Origin of the sequence: Campylobacter sp. JH32 (assembly GCF_017846535.1) — a bacterium.
Lineage (GTDB): Bacteria > Campylobacterota > Campylobacteria > Campylobacterales > Campylobacteraceae > Campylobacter_D > Campylobacter_D coli.
The window spans coordinates 1-20,227 of record NZ_JAEQBS010000006.1 but is presented as its reverse complement, the minus strand read 5'-3'; the positions used below and the strand labels follow the sequence as shown (position 1 = coordinate 20,227).

Below are 20,227 nucleotides of genomic sequence, written 5' to 3'. Positions count from 1 at the left end.
TTTTATTTGTGATAAGGATGATTTGAGTTGATACAAAAAGCACGATAAATTTGTTCTAAAAGTAAAATTTTTACAAATTGATGTGCTAAGGTGAGTTTGCTTAAAGAAAGTCTAAAATCTAAACTCTGGCTGAATTCATCCCTTAAGCCGTAAGCACCACCTATAAAAAAATTTAAATTATTTTTATCTGCTATGAGTTTTGCAAATTCTACGCTTGTAAGCTCCTTGCCTCTTTCATCAAGAACTATGCAAAAGCCTTTTGTATAAGGAGCAAATGCCTCTTCATAGCTTAATTTAGCAGCTTGTGCATTTAAATTCTGCGCCGCAGCTATTTTTTTATTAAAGAGATTGTGTTCTTTAAGATCTGCAAATTTGGAGATAAGTTTTGCGTACTTCTCACCCCAAATTTTAAATTCATCGTTTTTTTGTATGTGAAAAATATTAACTTGCAAGTTATTTTCCACAAAAGAATTTAAGAGTATCGCTAAGGTATTTTTTCATATCTGAACGCTCTACTATCGCATCTATGAGTCCATGTTCGAGTAGAAATTCAGCTTTTTGGAAGCCTTCGGGTAAATCTGCACCTATGGTTTGTTTAATTACTCTTGCTCCTGCAAAACCCACCAAAGCGCCTGGTTCAGCGATGATTAAATCTCCAAGCCAAGCGAAAGAAGCGCTCACGCCACCCATAGTAGGATCGGTTAATACACTGATATAAGGGAGTTTTTCTTTGCTTAAAAGTTTTAAAGCAGCGCTTGTTTTACTCATTTGCATTAAAGAATAAGTACTTTCTTGCATTCTAGCTCCACCGCTTGCACTTACAATAACAACAGGAGTTTTATCTGTGATGGCTCTTTGGATTGCTCTAACGATTTTTTCGCCTTCTACGGAGCCTAAAGATCCTCCCATGAAAGAAAAATCAAATACCACAAGTTGAGTTTTAAGGCCATCTATAAGGCATTCTCCACTAATGACCGCAGATTTTCTACCGGTTTTGCTTTCGCCTTCGCTCAAGCGTTTTTTATAGGACTTGCTGTCAACAAATTTGAGCGGATCTATGGCTTCTAAATTTGCATCATATTCAACAAAGGTATTTTCATCACTTAGGAGTTTTATCCTATCCATAGGAGAAATTCTCATATGATAAGAACATTTAGGGCATACATTAAAACAAGATTCTATTTCTTTATAATACATTAAAGCATGGCAACTCTGGCATTTTACCCAATGATTTGGAGCCTCTTTGGTGCTGGGTTGTTGTCTTCTGATTTTTGAAAAAATATCTGCAAAATTCATAATAATTCACCTAATTATTTTAAAAATTCCAAGATTATATCAAAAATTTTCTTATCTTTACTTATGAGAAGGAAATTTTCATTGTTTTCTATATATAAATTTTTACACAACATCAAAGCTCCTGCAGTATCAAAGATTCGAGTTTTTCCTAAAACTAAAACAAAGCTAAAATATGGAGCATAAGCAATGCTTAAAGCTGTAGCGCCCAAAGAGCGAAATTTAAGCTTATTTTGTGCAAGGTGGTTGATAAGACTTGGGCAAAGCGTTATTTTTTCTACGATTCCAATTTGAGAAAAATGATTAGGCAAAAAAGGAGAATAGTTAGGATTGAAAAGATTTGATTTTAAATTTTTATTATCATCAAAAATTAAAATTTCATGATTTGCTAGATTGCAAATAAAAGCACTTTGAGCTTCTTCATCTTTAAAAAGTGCTGCAGATGTTCCATAAAAGGGTATTTTAGAAACAAAATTTGAACTTCCATCTAAGGGATCAAGAATGATTTTATAAGGACTATTTTCTCCGATCAAGCCACTTTCTTCGGAAAAAATTTGACCTAGGTTGCAAAGGTGCTCTATAAAGATTTTTTCACATTTTAGATCAAGCTTATAGCTTTGATTATTATCAAAGCCAAGTTCGGGACAAAAGCTAAGATCGCTTTCGCAAATATTGTTAAGATACTCGCTAATTTGCAAATTTGCTTTTAGGCAAGCATCTAGAAATTGTTTCATTAAAAGCGTGTTCCTAGGTTAAATTCAAAAGTATTGGTATCATCACCTTTTTTATCGTTGAGTGGTTTAGCAAATACAAGTTGCAATGGCCCAATAGGAGTGATCCATTCTATACCTAAACCTGTACTCATTCTTTGAATTTCATCAAGATTTTTATTTCCTATCATCCCATAATCAAAAAATACACTACCGCGAAGTTTAATTCTATCGATTAAAGGAAAGCTAAGCTCTACAGAATTTGCAAAAGCTATAGTTCCACCCACTTCATCTCCCCATTCATTTTTAGGGCTTACAGTTCTACTTTCAAAACCGCGAAGAGAGCGAATACCACCTAAATAGATTCTTTGATTGATTGGAAGATAGCCTTCATCCCAAACTTTATAAAAACTTGCTTTATAACGATAAATAAGATCATAACCTATATAATCTTGCAAACCTTGATAAAAGTTAAATTTTGAACTCGATGAAAGGAATTCTTGATCTCCTCCAAGTCCTGCATATTCTAAGCTTGTTGAAGCGATAATACCTTTTCTTGGGAGATAATAATCATCAGTGTTGTTAAAAGTAATAGCAGGAGTGATAGAGCTTTTTATAGTTTTGCCAAGCTCATAACCTGTTCTTAAAAGTGTTGGGCTTAGATGATAGATATCACTTTGCTCAAGATTGTAAGTTAAACTTACATTATAATATCTTGCAAATTGACGACCTAGGGTGATATCAAAACCGTAATTTTTTTCAGAGTAATTATCCCATTCATAATCATTAGAATAAAGCGTTCCGCCCAAGCTGTATTGACTATCAAGAATGCGTGGATTTATAAGACTGATTCTCCCTGATAGGGTATCATCACTTTTATCTACACTCACAGAACTTTTAATACCTGAACCAAAAATATTGGTATCTGATAATGAAGCATTGAGTAACAAACCATCGCTTGAACCATAGCCAATGCCTCCTGAAATAGCACCCGTAGAAGCTTCTTTAACATTGACGATTAAATCTATATGTGTATCATCTACTTTTTCTTCTTTAATTTCTACATCATCAAAATAAGAAGTTCTTCTTAAAGCATTTGTAGATTCGCTTAAATCGGTGCGATTGTATAAATTTCCTTCAGTGATATAAAGTTCGCGACGTACTACTCTATCGACCGTGCGAGAATTTCCAGAAATGATAACATTTCTTATATAGACTTTATCGTGAGGAATGACCTTAAATACAACGCTAGCTTCTTGGGTTTGATCATTTTTTTGAATATCAGGATAAACCTCTGCAAAAGCATAGCCTAAATCAGCACTTTGTGTTTCTATGGTTTTTACATCTTTGCGAATGTCTTCTATATTGATAAGTTTGCCTTGGGTTGAGCGTAGGTTTTTTACATTTTGTATATTTTCTTCCTCGCTAAATAAAGGATTTTCTATACTTATACTCTCAATTTTATAAGGCTTGCCTTCTTTGATAAAATAAGTCAGATTGGCCTGATAAGTATCGGTATAGGTTTTAAGATAAGGCGAGGATACTTGTACATCAAGATATCCTTTTTTCATGTACTCATCGCTGATTCTTGCGCTATCATTGCTTAATTCAAAAATTTTGAGCTTTCCATCATTTCTTCCCCACATCCAGCCCATAAATTCTTTTTCTTTATTGACTATACTAGGCTCGATATCTGAATATGAAAATTCCTTTGCTCCACTTAAATTAACATTGTTAATAACGATATTTTCTCCGCGATTGACTATAAATTCAAGCTCTAGTCCTTCGGTATTTTCTAGAGTTTTTTTTCTGTATTCTACTATGGTATCAAAATAGCTTTTAGCCTCATAATAAGCTTTGATGCGTTCGCTTGCTTCTTTAGCGCTTGCTTCATCAAATAAAGTTCCTCTTTTTATACCCAAAATGCTCTCTACTTGTTTTCTATCATTAGATGCAATTCCTGTAATGCTTATTTTGGCTATGCTTGGTTTTTCTGTGACAATGATATTTAAAATACCATTATTTTCCTCTACGGCAATATTTTCGAAATAATTTTGTTTATAAAGGTTAAGTATGGCGGTATTGATTTTATCAAGATTTATTGTTTCGCCGATTTTTAATCCTGTAAGATTTAAAGCACTTGCATTTGAAAGATGATTTAATCCGTTAAATTTAATTTCTTTAATTACTGCTGCATTGCTTAGTGCAACTAAGGCACAAATGCTGATGATTTTTTTCATTTATTTTTACCTAAAGCTTTATTAAAAATTTGTATAATAGCAGAAAAAATTTAACAAAGAGATTGAGATAATATTATGAAAGTAGCAATTATAGGGCTTGGATTGATAGGGGGTTCTTTAGGACTTTGTTTAAAGGAAAATAAATTAATTTCTTGTGTGTATGGTTTAGATTCAAGCAAGGAAAATGAGCAAGATGCTTTAAATTTAGGACTTGTTCATGAGCTTATAGAATTTGAAAATTTGCATTTGTGCGATATGATTTTTATCGCAACGCCTGTAAATGCTATCATAGAGATTTTACAAAAATTAGTAAATTTGCCTTCAAATACAACCATTATAGAGCTTGGAAGTACAAAAAGAAAAATCATAGAAAAATTGCCTGCAAAGCTTACCAAACAAACTCTTTTTGCCCATCCTATGGCAGGAACTGAAAACAGCGGCCCAAAAGCGGCTTTTAAAGAGCTTTATAAGGATGCTGTTTGTGTGTTGTGTGATAGTGAAGTGGCTGATGATTTGCACCAAAAAAGAGCAGTAGAAATTTTTTCGCATTTGGGTATGAGGATTGTTTTTATGGATAGCACAGCTCATGATCATCATGCCGCTATTATTTCGCATTTGCCGCATGTGATTAGTTTTTCTTTAGCAAATTTTGTGATGAAAGAAGAAGATAAAAGAAATATCGTTCATTTAGCGGGTGGTTCTTTTAAGGGTATGAGTAGGATTGCTAAATCATCTCCTATTATGTGGGGGAGTATTTTTGAACAAAACAAAGATAATGTTTTAAGTTCTATTGAATTTTTTCAAAAAGAATTAGAATTTTGCAAAAAGATGATTGAAGAGGATAAAAATGAAGAATTAAAGTCTTGGATGCAAAAAGCCAATACTTTAAGAGAAATTTTGTGAAATTTGCTGGATATTTACTGAAATTATAATAAAATTTTTTTAAGTTTTTTAAGAAAAAATAAATTTTGTTAAAATAAAAATATATTTAGGAAAAAATATGGCGAGAAAAAAGGGAAAAATTTATTTATATTTGTTAGTTTTGGTTTTAATCGGTGTTTTGGCGTTTTTTATTTCAAAAACGAATGCTTTTGAAACAACACCTCCTAAAATCCTTATGCCAGATATCATTTATAGTGATCTTAAAAAACCTATTTCAGTTCATGTAAAAGATGATGAAGGTTCTATTGAAAGTGTTCAGATTTTCTTGCAAAAAGAAGGCAATGAAACAGGTATGCCTATAGCGGATGAAAAAATTCAAAATTCAAATGATATTACCTTACAAGTTGCTCTACCAAAACTTGCCTATAAAGAAAAAGTAAAATCTTTTATCATGGAAATTAAAGCCAAAGATAAGAGTTTTTGGAATTTTTTCGGTGGCAATGAAGCGAGCAAACAAGTCCTTATCATGATTGATGATAGTGCTCCAAAGGTAAATGTATTGAGCAATTCTTATCAGATTGAGCAAGGAGGTGCTGCTAGTGTTGTGTTTTCAGCTAGTGATGCAAATTTAGATAAGGTTTATATCGAAACAAATACAGGAAAAATTTTTCAAGCTACTCCTTATTTAAAAGAAGGCTATTACGCAGCTCTTATAGCTTGGGATGCAAGAGATGAAGAATTTCGTGCTTATATCATTGCTACAGATAAGGCAGGAAATATAACCAAAGAGCGCATAAGGTATTATTTTGTCAATCGCAAATACCGCGTTTCAAATATCAATCTTACAGATAGATTTTTAGATGGCAAAATAGAAGATTTAGCACAAGAATATGCGCCAAAGGATAACAATTTTACGCGTTTTGAGAAATTTAAATTTGTAAATGAAACCTTAAGAGGCAATAATGAAATTTTGATACATAAAATCACTTCAGAAGTGCCTGAAAGTAAAATCGATGATTTTAAAATCGATTTATTTTTACCACTTCGAAATGGTATGAAGGTAGCAGATTTTGCTGATCATAGGTATTATTCTTACAATGGACAATTTGTAAGCGATTCTTATCATATGGGTATAGATTTAGCAAGCGTGGCAGAAGCTCCTATTATAAGTAATAATTCAGGCAAAGTCGTATTTGCAGAAGAAAATGGAATTTATGGACTTAATTTAATCGTCTATCATGGTTTTGGAGTTTATAGTCTTTATGGGCATTGTTCTTCTAAAAGTGTTGAACTTGATGAGATTTTAAGCAAAAAAAGTGTAATAGGTAGAACAGGTGTAAGTGGATTGGCTTTGGGGGATCATTTGCACTTTGGTGTTTTAGTTCAAGGTGTTGAAACACGCCCTGAGCAATGGCAAGATAAAAAATGGATAGAAAATAATATTTACAATGTTTTAAACGAAGGTAAAAAAATAATTTTAGGAAAAAATTAATGAAACAATTAACTTTAGCAAAAACTGTCAAAGGCGTAGGTATAGGACTTCACAAAGGTGAGCCTATAGAAATCACTTTAGAGCCTTTAGAAGCAAATAGTGGGATAGTTTTTTTTAGAAGCGATTTAAATGCTACTTATAAAGCAAGCCCTGAAAATGTTATCAATACTCAAATGGCAACGGTTTTGGGCGATGAAAGGGGATTTATTTCTACTATAGAGCATTTAATGAGTGCAATCAATGCTTATGGGATAGATAATGTCCGCATCGTTTTAAATGCTAATGAAGCACCCGTAATGGATGGATCAAGCATTAGCTTTTGTATGATGCTTGATGAAGCAGGGGTTAAAGAGCTTGATGCACCTAAAAAAATTATGGTGATTAAAAAGCCTATAGAGGTAAGAGACGGTGATAAATATGTGCGTTTAACTCCGACTAAAGAACCGCGTATTAATTATACTATCAAGTTTGATAATGCTGTTATAGGCGAACAAAGCTATAATTTTGAATTCAGTAAGAAAAACTATATAGAAAATATAGCAAGAGCTAGGACTTTTGGCTTTTTAAAAGATGTTCAAGCCCTTAGAGATATGAATTTAGCACTAGGTGGAAGTTTAGAAAATACTATAGTGGTAGATGAAAATCGTATTTTAAATCCTGAAGGTTTGCGCTTTAAAGATGAATTTGTAAGACATAAAATTTTAGACGCGATTGGAGATTTGACTTTGCTTGGGTACCGTGTTTTTGGAGATTATATTTCATATGCTGGAAGCCATCATTTAAATCATTTACTTACTAAAGAAGTTTTAAAAGATAAAGATGCTTATGAGATAGTGACCCTTGAAAAAGCAAATGAAAAAGCTTATGAAAAGGTTTTTGCATAAAAAATTCATTATTGCTTAATGCCTTATCTAAGCCTTTGATGATTGGGATTTATCAAGATGATAAACTTGTAAAAAGCATAGAGAGTGAAGAAAAGGCAAGCGAGTTTGTACCCAAAATTTTAAAGATTTTGCTAAAAGAATTTAGCTTTGATGAATTAATTTATGCCAATGGTCCAGGCTCTTATATGGGGATTAAAATTTCTTATGTAAGTCTTAGGACTTTGAGTATAGTGAAAAATATCCCTCTTTTTGCTATCAGTGCCTTTGAGCTTAACAACAATCAACCCATTGCCGCTCATAAAAATATGTGTTTTGTAAAAAAAGAAGATGAGATCATCTTGGAGGAAAATACAGCTGGAGAGTTTTTTTTACCTCCAAATTTAAGCAAGCTTAATAAAAAAGATGATAATCTACCTTTTTACTTTTTATCTGCAATTTAAAGAATTTAGGAAAAAAATTGAAAATTTTAGTACCTGCTACAAGTGCAAATTTAGGCCCTGGGTTTGATTGTTTGGGATTGAGTTTAACACTTTTTAATCATACTATTATCGAGAAGTCAAATTTTTTTAGTATCAGTGTCAATGGTGAAGGAAGCGAGAATTTAAGCCTTAAAAAAAATAATATTTTTGTAAGTATTTTTAATGAAATTTATCAAAGATTAAGTGGTAGAAAAGATCATTTTAGATTTATTTTTGATAATGCCATTCCTTTATCTCGCGGACTTGGCAGCTCTTCAGCAGTGATTATCGGTGCTATTGCAAGTGCTTATGAGATGGCAGGTTTTAAAGCAGAAAAAGAGAAAATTTTAAATGAAGCGTTAAAATACGAGAATCATCCTGACAATATAGCTCCTGCAGCACTTGGGGGCTTTGTAGTATCCATGGTAGAAAATGAAAAAGTTTTCAGTATAAAAAAAGATTTGGATGAAAATTTAAATGCTGTTGTGGTTATACCTAATGTGGCGATGAGTACAGAACAAAGTCGCAACGCCTTGCCTTCGAATTTAAGTTTGAAAGATTGTGTTTTTAATCTTTGTCATTCTTCTTTTCTTACGGCTTGTTTTTTAGAAAAAAAGTATGATTTGCTCGCTCTTGCTAGTAAAGATTTATTACACCAAACGCGTAGAATGCAAAATTTACCCGAGCTTTTTGAGGTGCAAAAATTTGCTCTTGAAAATAAGGCTTTAATGAGTACGCTTTCAGGTTCAGGCTCAAGCTTTTTTAATTTAGCATACAAGGATGATGCAAAGCATTTAGCTCAAAAAATGGAGCAAAAATTTAGAAATTTTAAAATTCTTTGTTTAGAATTTGATAATAAAGGCTTTAAAATTTGCTAAAAGAAGAAAAAAAAAGATATAATTTTGTAAAAGATAAACATGAGCCCATTCGAATGTGTATAGTCTGTAAAAATCGATATTTACAAAAAAATATGCATCGATTTAAACATTTTCAAGGTGAGCTTTATAAAGACTTTGCTTTTGGACGCAGTGTTTATTTGTGTGAGACTTGTATTTTGAGTGAAGGCAAAGTCTTGCAAAAAGCATTTTTTAAATCTTGCAAAAATCTAAATACAAAAATCACTCAGCAGAATTTAAAGGAGATAGTTTTAAATGGCAAAAATTAGAATTCATGAAATTGCGAAAGAATTAGGCTATGACAGCAAAGAAATTATCGAGAAAGCAAATGAATTGGGATTGAATATCAAAACCGCATCTAATGCTGTAGAACCCGAAGTTGCAGCAGGAATTTATGAGTATATACAAACTAAAATTATACCCGAGGCTTTCAAGAAAAATTTAAAACAAGATCCTGTAAAAAAAGCCAAAGCTGCACCCAAAGAAGAAAAAAAAGAAGAAAAATCACCTAAAGAAGTAGAAACAAAAGCTCCAGCTAAAGTCGTAGAAGAAGTAAAGCCTGAGCCAAAAACTCCTGAAGAGCCTAAAGAAAACATTCAAGAGAGTTTAGCGAGTGCGACTTTAGCTAAAAGAAGAGGGCTTGTGATTGTCAAAAAGAAAAAAGATGAAGAAGAAGCTGCGAAAAAAGAAGAGCCAAAGGCTAGCACTCCTTCAAATGAAGAGCGTCTTAGCTTAAAAACCATGTTTTCAAATGCGGATGAAAATTTAAAGAAAAAGAAAAAAGAGAAAAAGCCTTTTGTAGCGACTAAGAAAGAAAGTGCTGAAAAAATGGACTTTTTAGAAGGCCATGATTTTGCTGATATTTCTTTAGAAGATGAAGATGTGGTGGTTTTACCTGATTTTAGTGTAAAAGAACAAGAAAAACCACAAAATACTATGAAAAAACCACCTAACTTTTTGCGTCAAGCAGTAGGAAATTCAGCAAATCTTGGGCTTGAGGGTGGAATTCAAAGAAGAAGTCGTAAAAAACCACCTAAAAAAGTTGAGAAAAAAGAAAATGAAGCGGTTTCGAGCGTAGAAATTTCAAAAGAAATTCGTGTTTATGAATTTGCAGATAAGATAGGCAAAAGCGTGAGTGAAGTGATTTCAAAACTTTTCATGCTGGGTATGATGACAACTAAAAATGATTTTTTAGATGAAGATGCGATTGAAATTTTAGCTGCTGAATTTGGTATAGAGATCAATATCATCAACGAAGCAGATGAGTTTGATTATGTAAAAGACTATGAAGAAGAAGTTGATGAGAAAGATTTGGTAAGTAGAGCACCGGTGATTACTATCATGGGGCATGTTGATCATGGTAAAACTTCTTTGCTTGATTATATCAGAAAATCTCGTGTCGCTAGTGGTGAAGCAGGGGGGATCACTCAACATGTGGGCGCTTATATGGTGGAAAAAAATGGGCGTAAAATCACTTTTATAGATACTCCAGGTCACGAAGCTTTTACTGCTATGCGTGCAAGGGGTGCAAGTATCACTGATATTGTAATCATCGTTGTAGCAGCAGATGATGGGGTAAAACCACAAACTAAAGAAGCGATCAATCACGCTAAAGCAGCGGGTGTGCCTATTATTATTGCTATTAATAAAATGGATAAAGAAGCAGCAAATCCCGATATGGTAAAAACTCAACTTGCCGAAATGGAAATCATGCCAGTAGAATGGGGCGGATCTTATGAATTTGTAGGAGTTTCTGCTAAAACGGGAATGGGTATTGAAGATTTGCTTGAAATCGTGCTTTTACAAGCTGATATTTTAGAGCTTAAAGCCAATCCAAAAAGCTTTGCAAAAGCAAGTGTTATAGAGAGTTCTATCCAAAAAGGACGCGGTGCGGTAGCTACTATCATCGTACAAAATGGAACACTTAAAGTAGGAAGCACTATCGTTGCAGGTGAAGCTTATGGAAAAGTGCGCGCAATGAGCGATGATCAAGGCAAGGCTTTAAAAGAGATCAAACCGGGTGAATGTGGTGTTATCGTAGGGCTTAGTGAAGTGGCTGATGCGGGTGAAATTTTAATCGCAGTAAAGAGTGATAAAGAAGCAAGAGAGTATGCTAACAAGCGCCACGAATACAACCGCCAAAAAGAACTTAGCAAATCCACTAAAGTTAGCATTGATGAGCTTGGAGCTAAGATCAAAGAAGGTAATCTAAAAGCCTTGCCTGTTATTTTAAAAGCTGATGTACAAGGATCTTTAGAAGCCTTAAAAGCAAGCTTAGAAAAGCTTAGAAATGATGAGATTAAAGTGAATATCATTCATAGTGGAGTAGGAGGAATCACGCAAAGTGATATAGAGCTTGCAAGTGCAAGTGAAAACTCCATCGTACTAGGCTTTAATATACGCCCAACCGGAGAGATCAAAGAGCGTGCTAAAGATAAAGGCGTGGAAATAAAAACTTATAATGTTATTTATAATCTACTTGATGATGTAAAAGCCTTGCTTGGTGGTATGATGAGTCCGATTATTTCTGAAGAGCAATTAGGACAAGCAGAGATTAGACAAGTGATCAATGTGCCAAAAATCGGACAAATTGCAGGTTGTATGGTAACCGAAGGGGTGATTAACCGTGGGGCTAAAATTCGCCTTATCCGTGATGGAGTTGTGGTTTATGAGGGAAATGTAAGCTCACTTAAACGCTTTAAAGATGATGCTAAAGAAGTGGCAAAAGGCTATGAATGTGGCGTAGGTATAGAAGGGTGCGATGATATGAGAGTGGGTGATTATATAGAAAGCTATAAAGAAGTAGAGGAACAAGCAAGTCTATGAACCCAAGTGAGATTAAAAAACTACGCACTGAAAGTATCTTAAAAGAGCTGATCCCTGAAGCTTTAGCAAATTTAGATGATGAAAATTTGAAAAATTTGTGTGTAGTGGATGTAGAGTGTAAAAAAGGCAGATATGATGCTTTTGTGTATCTTGATAAGATGTTTTTTAATGTTCATGAGCAAGAAAAAATTTTATCTTCTTTAAAAAAGGCAAGTAGAGCTTTGCAAAATTACTGCATGAGTGAGCAGGGCTGGTATAGGTGTCCGAATTTTCATTTTAAATTTGATGATAGGCTTGAGTATCAAAACCATATGGATGCACTTTTTGAAAAAATAAAAAAGGATAAAAATGAATCTTGAAGCCCTTTGCAAAGAAGCAGGACTTAGTTTTTATGATGATGAGCTAGTAAGTGAAAATGGCAGAAAAATTTATAGAATTTATGTACAAAAAGAAGGCGGGGTAAATCTTGATGATTGTGCAAGGCTTAGTGAAATTTTATCGCCTATTTTTGATGTAGAGTCACCTGTAAATGGAGAGTATTTTTTAGAAGTATCTTCACCAGGACTTGAAAGAAAACTTAGCAAGATAGAACATTTTGCAAAAAGTATAGGTGAACTTGTGAAGATCACAACCAATGAAAAAGAAAAATTCGAAGCAAAAATCATTGCTGTAGATGATGAAAATATCACTTTAGAAAATTTAGAAAATAAAGAAAAAACTACTATAAATTTTAATGATATAAAAAAAGCTAGAACCTTTGTGGAGTGGTAAGAAATCTAAATATGATTTAAAAATAACATAATTTAAGGATTTGGTAATGTGGAATTTAGATGAAAAAAAATTACAAGAAATGCTTGATGGCTTTTTAAATTTTCAAGAAGTATGGACTTTAGAAAAAGTTAAAAATATGACTCTTGAAGAATATACTAACATTAAAAAAGATAATCCAAATAGAGATGATTTTACTTTTTGGATAGAAAGTAAATTGGATAATCTAGGAAGTATTTGGGGTGGCTCAGCTTTTAAATTTGGTATATATAGAAGAAATGATGAAAGTCGGAAAGAATCTTCTAGCGGTAGATTATATAGTCAAAATTATGCTTGGATTGCTAAATATGGCAATAATGAAAATGAAGCATTTAATAATATCAAAGAAAAAATCATACAAATAATACAAGCAAGTCAAGATAATAATTTAAAAACTATAGAAAAAATAGATTTTGGGGATGCAATTAAATGGAAAATAGCTTTTCATTATCAAGATGTAAAGAATATAAAAATAGTTAATATTTTTTCTAAAAATGTTTTAGATTTAATATCTTTAAATGAATTTAAAGAAAAATTAAAAATATATCAAATACATAAAAAATTATTAGAGAATAAAAATTTATCATTAGTTAAAATGATAGAAAATATAGCTATTCCTTTATGGAATAAATATGGCATGGATAGTCAAAATTATATAGATAAAATGAAAAATTTATTTAGTGAATATTTAAATAAAAAGAAATTAGATAAAAATACTATAAATAAATATATTCAAGTTATAGAAAATATATCAAAAGAATTTTTAAAAGAAAATCTATATAGTTGTGATTTATTTAGTTTTGATCAAAATATAAATAAATTAAATAAAAATGAAGAATTTAAGTTAAAAAATAGCAATGGACACAATATGTATTCTAGTGCATTGAATTATTATAGAGCTTTTTTGATTGATTATTATGAACAAGATATTTTTATAACTGAAAGAGTGCAATCTGAGGAATCAAATATGAAAATTATACCATTAAATCAAATTCTTTATGGACCTCCAGGGACAGGAAAAACTTATCATACTATAGATAAAGCTTTAGAAATTTTAGGTGAAAATTTAGAAAGTAGAGATGAGAAAAAAGCAAAATTTGATGAGTATGTAAGAAAGGGACAAATAGTATTTACCACTTTTCATCAAAGCTATGGATATGAAGAATTTGTAGAAGGTATAAAGCCTATAATAGACAATGATGAAAATTCTCAAGAAGTAAAATATGATGTAAAAGATGGAATTTTTAAAGAATTATGTGATAAATCTTTGAAAAATTATATTTTATCAATGCAAAATGAAAATGAAATTGATTTAGATAAATTAATTTTTGAATTTGCTAATTATATTAATCAAGATTTTTTAAATAAAGGAAATGAATTTCCTTTAGAAAATAAAGTTAGTATTAAAAAAATTCTTTTAAACTTTAAAGATGAATATCGTTCTTTTTCATTGGGTGGTTCAATTAAAAGTCCTCAAAGCTTAACTATAGATATTATAAAAAGAGATTATCTAAATTTTAAAAATAAAAAAATTCTATCTTTTAAAGATATTAAACCAAAATATGATAGTCAAAGTGATTATCATGGTAATGCAATTTACTATTTTATGTTTTATAATAAATTAAAAGAATTTGAAAATATACAAAATGAAAAATTTAAAATAAAAAAAGAAATTTTAAAATCTTACATAATCATCATAGATGAGATTAATCGCGGTAATGTGAGTAAGATTTTTGGTGAGCTTATAACCTTGATAGAACCTAGTAAAAGGATAGGTGAAAAAGAAGAGTTAAAAGTGACTTTGCCTTATAGCGGTGAAAAATTTGGAGTGCCTAAAAATGTTTATATCATAGGCACTATGAATACAGCCGATAGAAGCATAACTTCTCTTGATACAGCTTTAAGAAGAAGATTTGAATTTGTAGAGATGATGCCTGATCCTGATTTGCTTAAGAATGTTTTTATTTGCAAAGATGTAGAAAATCCAAATAAAGATGAAGATTATTTAGGAGATGATGCTAAAACAGAAGGTTTTGCAGAGATACTTCAAAATATTTTAATAAGTATAAATAAAAGAATTGAGTTTTTATTGGATAGGGAAAAAACCATAGGACACGCATTTTTTATGAGTGAAGCTGTTAAATTTAATAAAGATAATTGGTGTAAACCAGATGAATATGAAGAAGATTGGTATGTTTTAAGTATCTCAAAATTAAAAAGTATTTTTCAAAATAAAATCATCCCGCTTTTGCAAGAGTATTTTTACAATGACTATGCTTTAATTAGCGCAGTTTTAAATGATAATGGTATGATTGAAAAATGTGAAAAAGATGATAAATATCTACAAAAAATAAAAAATTTGGACAATGTAGATAGCGAGAAGATTATTTATAATATTGCTTCATTTGATAATAAAATTTGGAACGATATAAAAACTTATCAAGCTATTTATAATGATGGGGAAAATCAATCAAAAAATGATAAACAATAACACCTTTTCCATCATCGAGCACCAAGCTTTTTCTAAAGAAGATTTGCAAGGAATTTTCAAAGAAAAGGCTAAAAAATTCTATCAAGAGCTAGAAGACTTTGCTAAAAATAATGAAAATTTTCTAGGCTTTAAAAACAAAAACACCCTAACAGCTAAAAATTATGTAGGCATTATCCAAACCAAAAGTGGAGTTTTAGAAATTTTACCAAAATGTACAAATTTGGACGGTTATAAAGATAAAGAGTGCAAATTATCTACTATCTCGAAAGAAAAACTACTAAAAAATTATATTTTAAATCAAATAAGTCAAGCTAAAACCAGTGAGAATTTTTATGGAGAGGATTTTGCTTTCAATCCCAAAACCCTTTTAATCAATATGCTAAAAACCTTAAAAAATTCTCCTTTTAAAAAATCCCAAATTTCATCTTTGCAAATTTCTAAAATGCCTTTGCTAGAGGTATTTATCGCAATGTTTTTGGACGAATTGGACGGGGTTTATAAAAAGGGTTTGAAAAAGGATTATATAAGCATTGAAGAAAATAGAAATTTTCTTAAAGGAAAATTGCAATTTAGCCAACATTTAAAACAAAATTTAGTTCATAAAGAAAGATTTTTCACTCAAAGTGATGAATTTATGCTCGATATTGCGCCCAATCGCCTTATAAAATCCACTCTCAATCTTTTAAAATCCAAAACCACTCACCATAAATTTAAAATCATCAAAGCTTTGGAAATGTTTGATGAGGTGGGATTTTCTACAAATTATGAAAAAGATTTCACTTATAAAATTTCAAGACATTTTGATTATTATGAAAATCTACTTTCTTGGTGTAAGATCTTTTTGCAAAATCAAACTTTTGCACCTTATAAGGGCAAAAATGAAGCTTTTGCCTTGCTTTTTCCTATGGAAAAACTTTTTGAAGATTATGTAGCTCATATGCTAAAAAAAGCAAATCCGACTCAAAATATCAAAACTCAAAGCAGCGGAAAATACCTGATCTCAAAAAAGGGTGAAAAATGCTTTATGTTAAAGCCTGATTTGTATATAGAAAATGAAACGATTTTAGATACCAAGTGGAAAATTCCAGATAGCAATGAAGATAAAAAGCATGGCATAGCGCAAAGTGATTTGTATCAAATGTTTGCTTATGCTTGTAAATTTAAAATTCATGATATTAAATTGATCTATCCTTTATGTGAAAGAACGATGAGTTTGCAAAATACAATAAAAGAATTAGAATTCAATGCAAATGAGCATTTGGTATTTTTAAATGATAATAGCCCTTTGAAAACAAATATAAAAGTGCAAGTGATTTTTGCACCTTTACCTTTTTAGTAAAAACTTTGCTAGCAAGTGTATCAAAAAGCCAAAGCAAGCTACAGCTATGATACAAGCACCGCTTGAGAGATTAAAATAATAGCTTATTATAAGCCCTAAAACGCAAAAAATCATACTCAATACACTTGCTAAAATCATTATTAAACCTAGTTTTTTTGTAAAATTTTCAGCTATAAAGCTAGGTATGCTAAGTAAAGCCATGATCAAAATAATCCCCACAAGGCGTATAGAAATCACTATGCAAAATGCCATAAGTGCGATTAAAAGATAATGAAAAAAGCTTGTATTTATCCCTCGCACTTTTGCAAATTCGACATCAAAGCTTAAAGCTTCAAATTGTCTATAAAATAAAAGCATTAAAACAATCACCACCCCATCTACTATCGCCATCAGCCATAGATCTTGCATTCCTACTGCTAAAATATTTCCAAAAAGATAAGCCATCAAATCCGTGCTATAACCTGGACTTAAATCTATAAGTATGATCCCAAAAGCCATCCCAAAAGCCCAAATCACAGCGACTATGCTATCGCTTCTGTGCTCATAACGCTTCGATAAAAATGCTACCAAAAAGGCTAAAAAGAGCGTGAAAATACCTGTGCTGATCAATATAGGCAAAGAAAAATAAAACGCTATACCAATACCCCCAAAAGCCCCATGCGTGATGCCTCCTGCTATGGAAAAGAGTCGATTTATCATCACAAGCGTACCTACGACTCCACAAGCAATGCTGACTAAAACCGCAGCCAATAAAGCATTTTGAAAAAAGGTGAAATTTAAAATTTCAAACATGGCTTTCCTTTGAAAATTTCAAACAAAAATTTTCTTTTTTAAAATTTGATTTTTTTAAATTTCTTCTTGCAAATTCTTGTTCACAAATTTTTTTCTTCTCACAATTTTCTTCATCGCAAAAGCAAGAATTTAAACTCATTTCTACATCGCAAAAATGCGAATGATTTTCATAAAGGTGTTTTAAAAATACGCTTTTGTCTTTTTCTTTGGTATTGGTATGCAAAAAGAGTTCTTTGTTTAAATACGCGATTTTATCACTATAAGCAAGCACGAGATTGATATCGTGGCAAATGAGTAAAATTCCTATACCCTTTTCATGCAAAGAGCTCAAAAGTTCAAAAATTTGAATCGCAGATTTGCTATCAACGCTTGCTGTAGGCTCATCTAAGATCAGCATTTTACATTCATCGACTAAAGCTCTAGCGATAAAAACGCGCTGCTTTTGACCTCCGCTTAATTCATTGATTTTTCTATCCCAAAAATCCTGCATACCCACGCTTGCTAGAGCTTCTAAGGCTTTGTTTTTATCTTTTTTACTATAAAAACCAAAAATTTTTTTATTGACAAGTCCCATTAAAACGATTTCTATAACCCTTGGGCAAAAGTTAGGATTAGCTAGAGTGTGTTGAGGGACATAGCCGATTTCATTTTTTTTAATCCCATGAAAACTGATAGTTTTTTTAGTCTTTAAAAGCCCTAGGATGAGTTTTACAAGCGTAGATTTTCCCGCACCATTAGGGCCGATGATAGAAAGAAAATCTTTACTATCATAGCTTAAGTTGATATTTTTTAAGATTGTTTCGTTATTGTAAGCGTAATTAAGATTTGATATTTCAAAAAAAAGCATTAAAAAACCTAACTATAAATTTTCATAAAAAGCATTTGCTGTTTTTAAAAGTTCATTTTCCCAATCATAAGATAAATAATCTATCTTGTAAATTTTTACATTGTATTCTTTTTCTAAAGTTTTTGCTGTTTTTTCAGGAAAACGAGTCTGTACAAAAATAACTTTAATATTTTTTTCTTTAATCAACGCACCCAAATTTTTTATATCTTTACTTTTTAGTTTTTTTCCTAAAAATTCTATATGATTTTGCACAAGATCATAACGCTTGGCAAAATATGACCAAGCGGGATGATATGTTATAAATTCTTTATTTTTTACTTTTTGTAATTTTGAAGAGATCTGTAAATTTAAGACATCTAACTCTGTTAAAAATTTATCTAAATTATGCTTGTATAAGCTTTTGTTTTGAGGGTATTTTTCTACTAGAGCATTATAGGTATTTAAGGCTATGTTTTGAACTAAAATGGGATCAAGCCAAGTAAAAGGATCTAAAATTTCTTTGGAGTTGCTAGAACTAGTTTTAGCTAGAGGGGTATCTTTTTGCATGTCTATGATTTTAACTTTTGGAAATTTTTGTTCTAGTTTATCTGTTAATTTCTTTTCAAATTCTAAGCCTATGGTAAAGTAAAGCTCACTTTTTTCAAGCTTTTTCATAGGGTTTGATTTGGATTTTGGCTTGTGTGTATTTGCGGATAAGATGTTTATATTTAGAGTATCACCTGCTATTTTTTTAACAAAAAAAGCTTGTGGGGCTATGCTTACGCTGATTAAAGGTAAATTTAGATTTTCACTTGGTTGTAAGGTTTTAGCGCAAAGAAAGGAATTAAAAAGTCCTAAAAATATAAAAAGAAGGAATATTTTTTTCATTATTTTATATCCTAAAGAGAATGAAATTTTAAAAAATTATAACAATATTAAGTTTATAAATTAGAATTTCTAAATTTTTATAGCACATCTATATGAAATTATTGTTTCATAGGGTATATTTTTTAATTTAAGTTTAAATTTGCTTATTTATAATTACAACATCAAAAATTCTCTTTTAAAATTTTTTAAAGAAAGGTGTAAAATCTGTGAAAAGTGTCAAAATTAAAGTCTCACTTATTGCAAATTTGATAGCAATTGTGTGTCTAATTTTTTTAGGGATATAACATTTATCTTTGTTAAGGATGAGGTTTTTAATCAAGTGGTTAAGTCTGAAAGTAATTATGTAAGAACTGCTAAAAATTCTATGGAGGCTTTTAAAGCAAGAAATACCGCAGCTCTTGAAAGCTTGGCTAAAAATATTTTAAAACTTCCTTATGAACAAATCAGCAATCAAGAAGCTTTAATGCGTTATGTAGGTAAGGATTTAAAGGTGTTTAGAGATGCTGGAGGGTTTTTAGCAGTTTATATTGCTCAGCCTGATGGTGAACTTGTTGTTACAGATCCTGATTCTGATGAAAAAGGTTTAAATTTCGGAATTTATGGTAAAGCAGACAATTATGATGCTAGAACAAGGGATTATTTTAAAGGAGCTGTAAAAGCAAATGGCTTGTATGTAACTCCTTCTTATCTTGATTTAACTACTAACCTACCTTGTTTTACTTATGCTACACCGCTTTATAAAGAAGGAAAATTTATCGGAGTTTTAGCAATTGATATTTTGGTAAAGGATCTGCAAAGAGAATTTGAAAACTTACCAGGAAGAACTTTTGTGTTTGATAGCGAAAATTCAATTTTCGTTTCTACTGATAAAGAGCTTTTAAAACCAGGTTATGATGTTAGCCCTGTTGCGAATATCGCTAAAGATAAAAAAGACTATGAGCCTTTCCGTTATGTAAGACCACTTGATGGAACTCAAAGATTTGGTGTATGTGCTAAGGTGTTAGGAGAATATACAGCTTGTGTAGGAGAACCTATTGATTATATAGAAGAGCCTGTGTTTAAAATTGCTTATATACAAATTGCTATAGTAATTATTACAAGTATTATTAGCGTTCTTTTACTTTATTTTATTGTATCACGCTATCTATCCCCACTTGCAGCTATCCAAACAGGTTTAACTTCATTCTTTGATTTTATCAACCATAAAACTAAAAATGTTTCTACTATTGATGTAAAAACCAATGATGAATTTGGTCAAATCTCTAAAGCTATCAACGAAAACATCCTTGCTACTAAACAAGGTTTAGAACAAGATGCTAAAGCAGTAAAAGAAAGTGTTGAAACTGTAGGAGTAGTAGAAAGTGGTAATCTTACTGCAAGAATTACAGCTAATCCTAGAAATC

Annotated in this window: 18 protein-coding genes and 1 pseudogene; 12 read left to right on the top strand and 7 right to left on the bottom strand. The window is 31.2% G+C overall.

The window, feature by feature from the left end:
- Positions 1 to 2: 2 nt before the first annotated feature.
- From KAR67_RS05420 to bamA, 4 genes are read right to left on the bottom strand one after another with little or no spacing between them, the layout of a single operon-like run.
- On the bottom strand, positions 3 to 452 hold the full coding sequence (locus KAR67_RS05420; protein WP_002780129.1) for a 23S rRNA (pseudouridine(1915)-N(3))-methyltransferase RlmH: 450 nt from the start codon (positions 450 to 452) through the stop codon (positions 3 to 5).
- Position 453: 1 nt separating this feature from the next.
- On the bottom strand, positions 454 to 1,296 hold the full coding sequence (gene accD, locus KAR67_RS05415) for an acetyl-CoA carboxylase, carboxyltransferase subunit beta (protein WP_002780124.1): 843 nt from the start codon (positions 1,294 to 1,296) through the stop codon (positions 454 to 456).
- Between the two features lie 14 nt (positions 1,297 to 1,310).
- Entirely contained in the window at positions 1,311 to 2,027 is a 717-nt protein-coding gene (locus tag KAR67_RS05410) for an inositol monophosphatase family protein (protein WP_002780122.1), read from the bottom strand.
- Complete coding sequence (gene bamA, locus KAR67_RS05405) at positions 2,027 to 4,243, bottom strand: outer membrane protein assembly factor BamA (RefSeq protein WP_002778667.1); 2,217 nt, start codon at positions 4,241 to 4,243, stop codon at positions 2,027 to 2,029. The genes KAR67_RS05410 and bamA overlap by 1 nt, the downstream gene beginning before the upstream one ends.
- A gap of 75 nt (positions 4,244 to 4,318) precedes the next feature.
- Between bamA and KAR67_RS05400 the strand changes: the two genes are divergently transcribed.
- From KAR67_RS05400 to KAR67_RS05350, 11 genes are all read left to right on the top strand, one after another.
- Complete coding sequence (locus KAR67_RS05400; protein WP_002778665.1) at positions 4,319 to 5,146, top strand: prephenate dehydrogenase; 828 nt, start codon at positions 4,319 to 4,321, stop codon at positions 5,144 to 5,146.
- Between the two features lie 97 nt (positions 5,147 to 5,243).
- Complete coding sequence (locus KAR67_RS05395; RefSeq protein WP_002778663.1) at positions 5,244 to 6,617, top strand: M23 family metallopeptidase; 1,374 nt, start codon at positions 5,244 to 5,246, stop codon at positions 6,615 to 6,617.
- Positions 6,617 to 7,501, top strand: a complete 885-nt coding sequence (gene lpxC / locus KAR67_RS05390) for a UDP-3-O-acyl-N-acetylglucosamine deacetylase (protein ID WP_002778660.1) — start codon at positions 6,617 to 6,619, stop codon at positions 7,499 to 7,501. The genes KAR67_RS05395 and lpxC overlap by 1 nt, the downstream gene beginning before the upstream one ends.
- 11 nt (positions 7,502 to 7,512) lie before the next feature.
- A complete protein-coding gene (locus tag KAR67_RS05385; RefSeq protein WP_002778658.1) occupies positions 7,513 to 7,941 on the top strand; it encodes a hypothetical protein in 429 nt (142 codons plus the stop codon).
- Between the two features lie 17 nt (positions 7,942 to 7,958).
- Positions 7,959 to 8,837: a homoserine kinase gene (gene thrB, locus KAR67_RS05380; protein ID WP_002778656.1), complete on the top strand. Its 879-nt coding sequence runs from the start codon at positions 7,959 to 7,961 to the stop codon at positions 8,835 to 8,837.
- A gap of 53 nt (positions 8,838 to 8,890) precedes the next feature.
- Positions 8,891 to 9,124 (top strand): DUF448 domain-containing protein, encoded by a 234-nt coding sequence (locus KAR67_RS05375; RefSeq protein WP_025399319.1) that lies wholly within the window; start codon positions 8,891 to 8,893, stop codon positions 9,122 to 9,124.
- Positions 9,111 to 11,681 carry a translation initiation factor IF-2 gene (gene infB, locus KAR67_RS05370; protein WP_002783804.1) on the top strand — a complete coding sequence of 857 codons (2,571 nt, stop codon included), beginning with the start codon at positions 9,111 to 9,113 and terminating at the stop codon, positions 11,679 to 11,681. Before KAR67_RS05375 ends, infB begins: the two co-directional genes overlap by 14 nt.
- Complete coding sequence (rbfA, locus tag KAR67_RS05365) at positions 11,678 to 12,040, top strand: 30S ribosome-binding factor RbfA (RefSeq protein WP_002778650.1); 363 nt, start codon at positions 11,678 to 11,680, stop codon at positions 12,038 to 12,040. The genes infB and rbfA overlap by 4 nt, the downstream gene beginning before the upstream one ends.
- Positions 12,030 to 12,452, top strand: coding sequence for a ribosome maturation factor RimP (gene rimP, locus KAR67_RS05360; protein ID WP_002800873.1), 423 nt, complete (start codon positions 12,030 to 12,032; stop codon positions 12,450 to 12,452). Before rbfA ends, rimP begins: the two co-directional genes overlap by 11 nt.
- Positions 12,453 to 12,498: 46 nt before the next feature.
- Positions 12,499 to 14,979: an AAA family ATPase gene (locus KAR67_RS05355; protein WP_162284604.1), complete on the top strand. Its 2,481-nt coding sequence runs from the start codon at positions 12,499 to 12,501 to the stop codon at positions 14,977 to 14,979.
- A complete protein-coding gene (locus KAR67_RS05350; protein WP_002790472.1) occupies positions 14,942 to 16,315 on the top strand; it encodes a mcrBC 5-methylcytosine restriction system component in 1,374 nt (457 codons plus the stop codon). The genes KAR67_RS05355 and KAR67_RS05350 overlap by 38 nt, the downstream gene beginning before the upstream one ends.
- Here the strand turns inward: KAR67_RS05350 and KAR67_RS05345 are convergent.
- Genes KAR67_RS05345 through KAR67_RS05335 form a run of 3 tightly spaced genes read right to left on the bottom strand, consistent with a single transcriptional unit; the run spans position 16,304 to position 18,824 of the window.
- Complete coding sequence (locus KAR67_RS05345) at positions 16,304 to 17,110, bottom strand: metal ABC transporter permease (RefSeq protein WP_002778637.1); 807 nt, start codon at positions 17,108 to 17,110, stop codon at positions 16,304 to 16,306. The two genes, KAR67_RS05350 and KAR67_RS05345, sit on opposite strands and share 12 nt — an antisense overlap.
- The gene (locus KAR67_RS05340; protein ID WP_002780105.1) at positions 17,103 to 17,957 is read right to left on the bottom strand and encodes a metal ABC transporter ATP-binding protein; all 855 of its coding nucleotides are present in this window, start codon (positions 17,955 to 17,957) and stop codon (positions 17,103 to 17,105) included. Before KAR67_RS05340 ends, KAR67_RS05345 begins: the two co-directional genes overlap by 8 nt.
- Before the next feature lie 12 nt (positions 17,958 to 17,969).
- Complete coding sequence (locus KAR67_RS05335; RefSeq protein WP_002794381.1) at positions 17,970 to 18,824, bottom strand: zinc ABC transporter substrate-binding protein; 855 nt, start codon at positions 18,822 to 18,824, stop codon at positions 17,970 to 17,972.
- Between the two features lie 206 nt (positions 18,825 to 19,030).
- On the opposite strand from KAR67_RS05335, the pseudogene KAR67_RS05330 reads away from it, so the two are divergent.
- Positions 19,031 to 20,227: pseudogene (locus tag KAR67_RS05330) on the top strand (cache domain-containing protein); the annotation flags it as partial.

Excerpts from the sequence above, each read along its gene's own strand:
- accD (WP_002780124.1), bottom strand. The coding sequence starts at position 1,296 with ATGAATTTTGCAGATATTTTTTCAAAAATCAGAAGACAACAACCCAGC.
- KAR67_RS05410 (WP_002780122.1), bottom strand. The coding sequence starts at position 2,027 with ATGAAACAATTTCTAGATGCTTGCCTAAAAGCAAATTTGCAAATTAGC.
- bamA (WP_002778667.1), bottom strand. The coding sequence starts at position 4,243 with ATGAAAAAAATCATCAGCATTTGTGCCTTAGTTGCACTAAGCAATGCA.
- KAR67_RS05400 (WP_002778665.1), top strand. The coding sequence starts at position 4,319 with ATGAAAGTAGCAATTATAGGGCTTGGATTGATAGGGGGTTCTTTAGGA.
- KAR67_RS05395 (WP_002778663.1), top strand. The coding sequence starts at position 5,244 with ATGGCGAGAAAAAAGGGAAAAATTTATTTATATTTGTTAGTTTTGGTT.
- lpxC (WP_002778660.1), top strand. The coding sequence starts at position 6,617 with ATGAAACAATTAACTTTAGCAAAAACTGTCAAAGGCGTAGGTATAGGA.
- KAR67_RS05375 (WP_025399319.1), top strand. The coding sequence starts at position 8,891 with ATGTGTATAGTCTGTAAAAATCGATATTTACAAAAAAATATGCATCGA.
- infB (WP_002783804.1), top strand. The coding sequence starts at position 9,111 with ATGGCAAAAATTAGAATTCATGAAATTGCGAAAGAATTAGGCTATGAC.
- rbfA (WP_002778650.1), top strand. The coding sequence starts at position 11,678 with ATGAACCCAAGTGAGATTAAAAAACTACGCACTGAAAGTATCTTAAAA.
- rimP (WP_002800873.1), top strand. The coding sequence starts at position 12,030 with ATGAATCTTGAAGCCCTTTGCAAAGAAGCAGGACTTAGTTTTTATGAT.
- KAR67_RS05355 (WP_162284604.1), top strand. The coding sequence starts at position 12,499 with ATGTGGAATTTAGATGAAAAAAAATTACAAGAAATGCTTGATGGCTTT.
- KAR67_RS05350 (WP_002790472.1), top strand. The coding sequence starts at position 14,942 with ATGATGGGGAAAATCAATCAAAAAATGATAAACAATAACACCTTTTCC.
- KAR67_RS05345 (WP_002778637.1), bottom strand. The coding sequence starts at position 17,110 with ATGTTTGAAATTTTAAATTTCACCTTTTTTCAAAATGCTTTATTGGCT.
- KAR67_RS05340 (WP_002780105.1), bottom strand. The coding sequence starts at position 17,957 with ATGCTTTTTTTTGAAATATCAAATCTTAATTACGCTTACAATAACGAA.
- KAR67_RS05335 (WP_002794381.1), bottom strand. The coding sequence starts at position 18,824 with ATGAAAAAAATATTCCTTCTTTTTATATTTTTAGGACTTTTTAATTCC.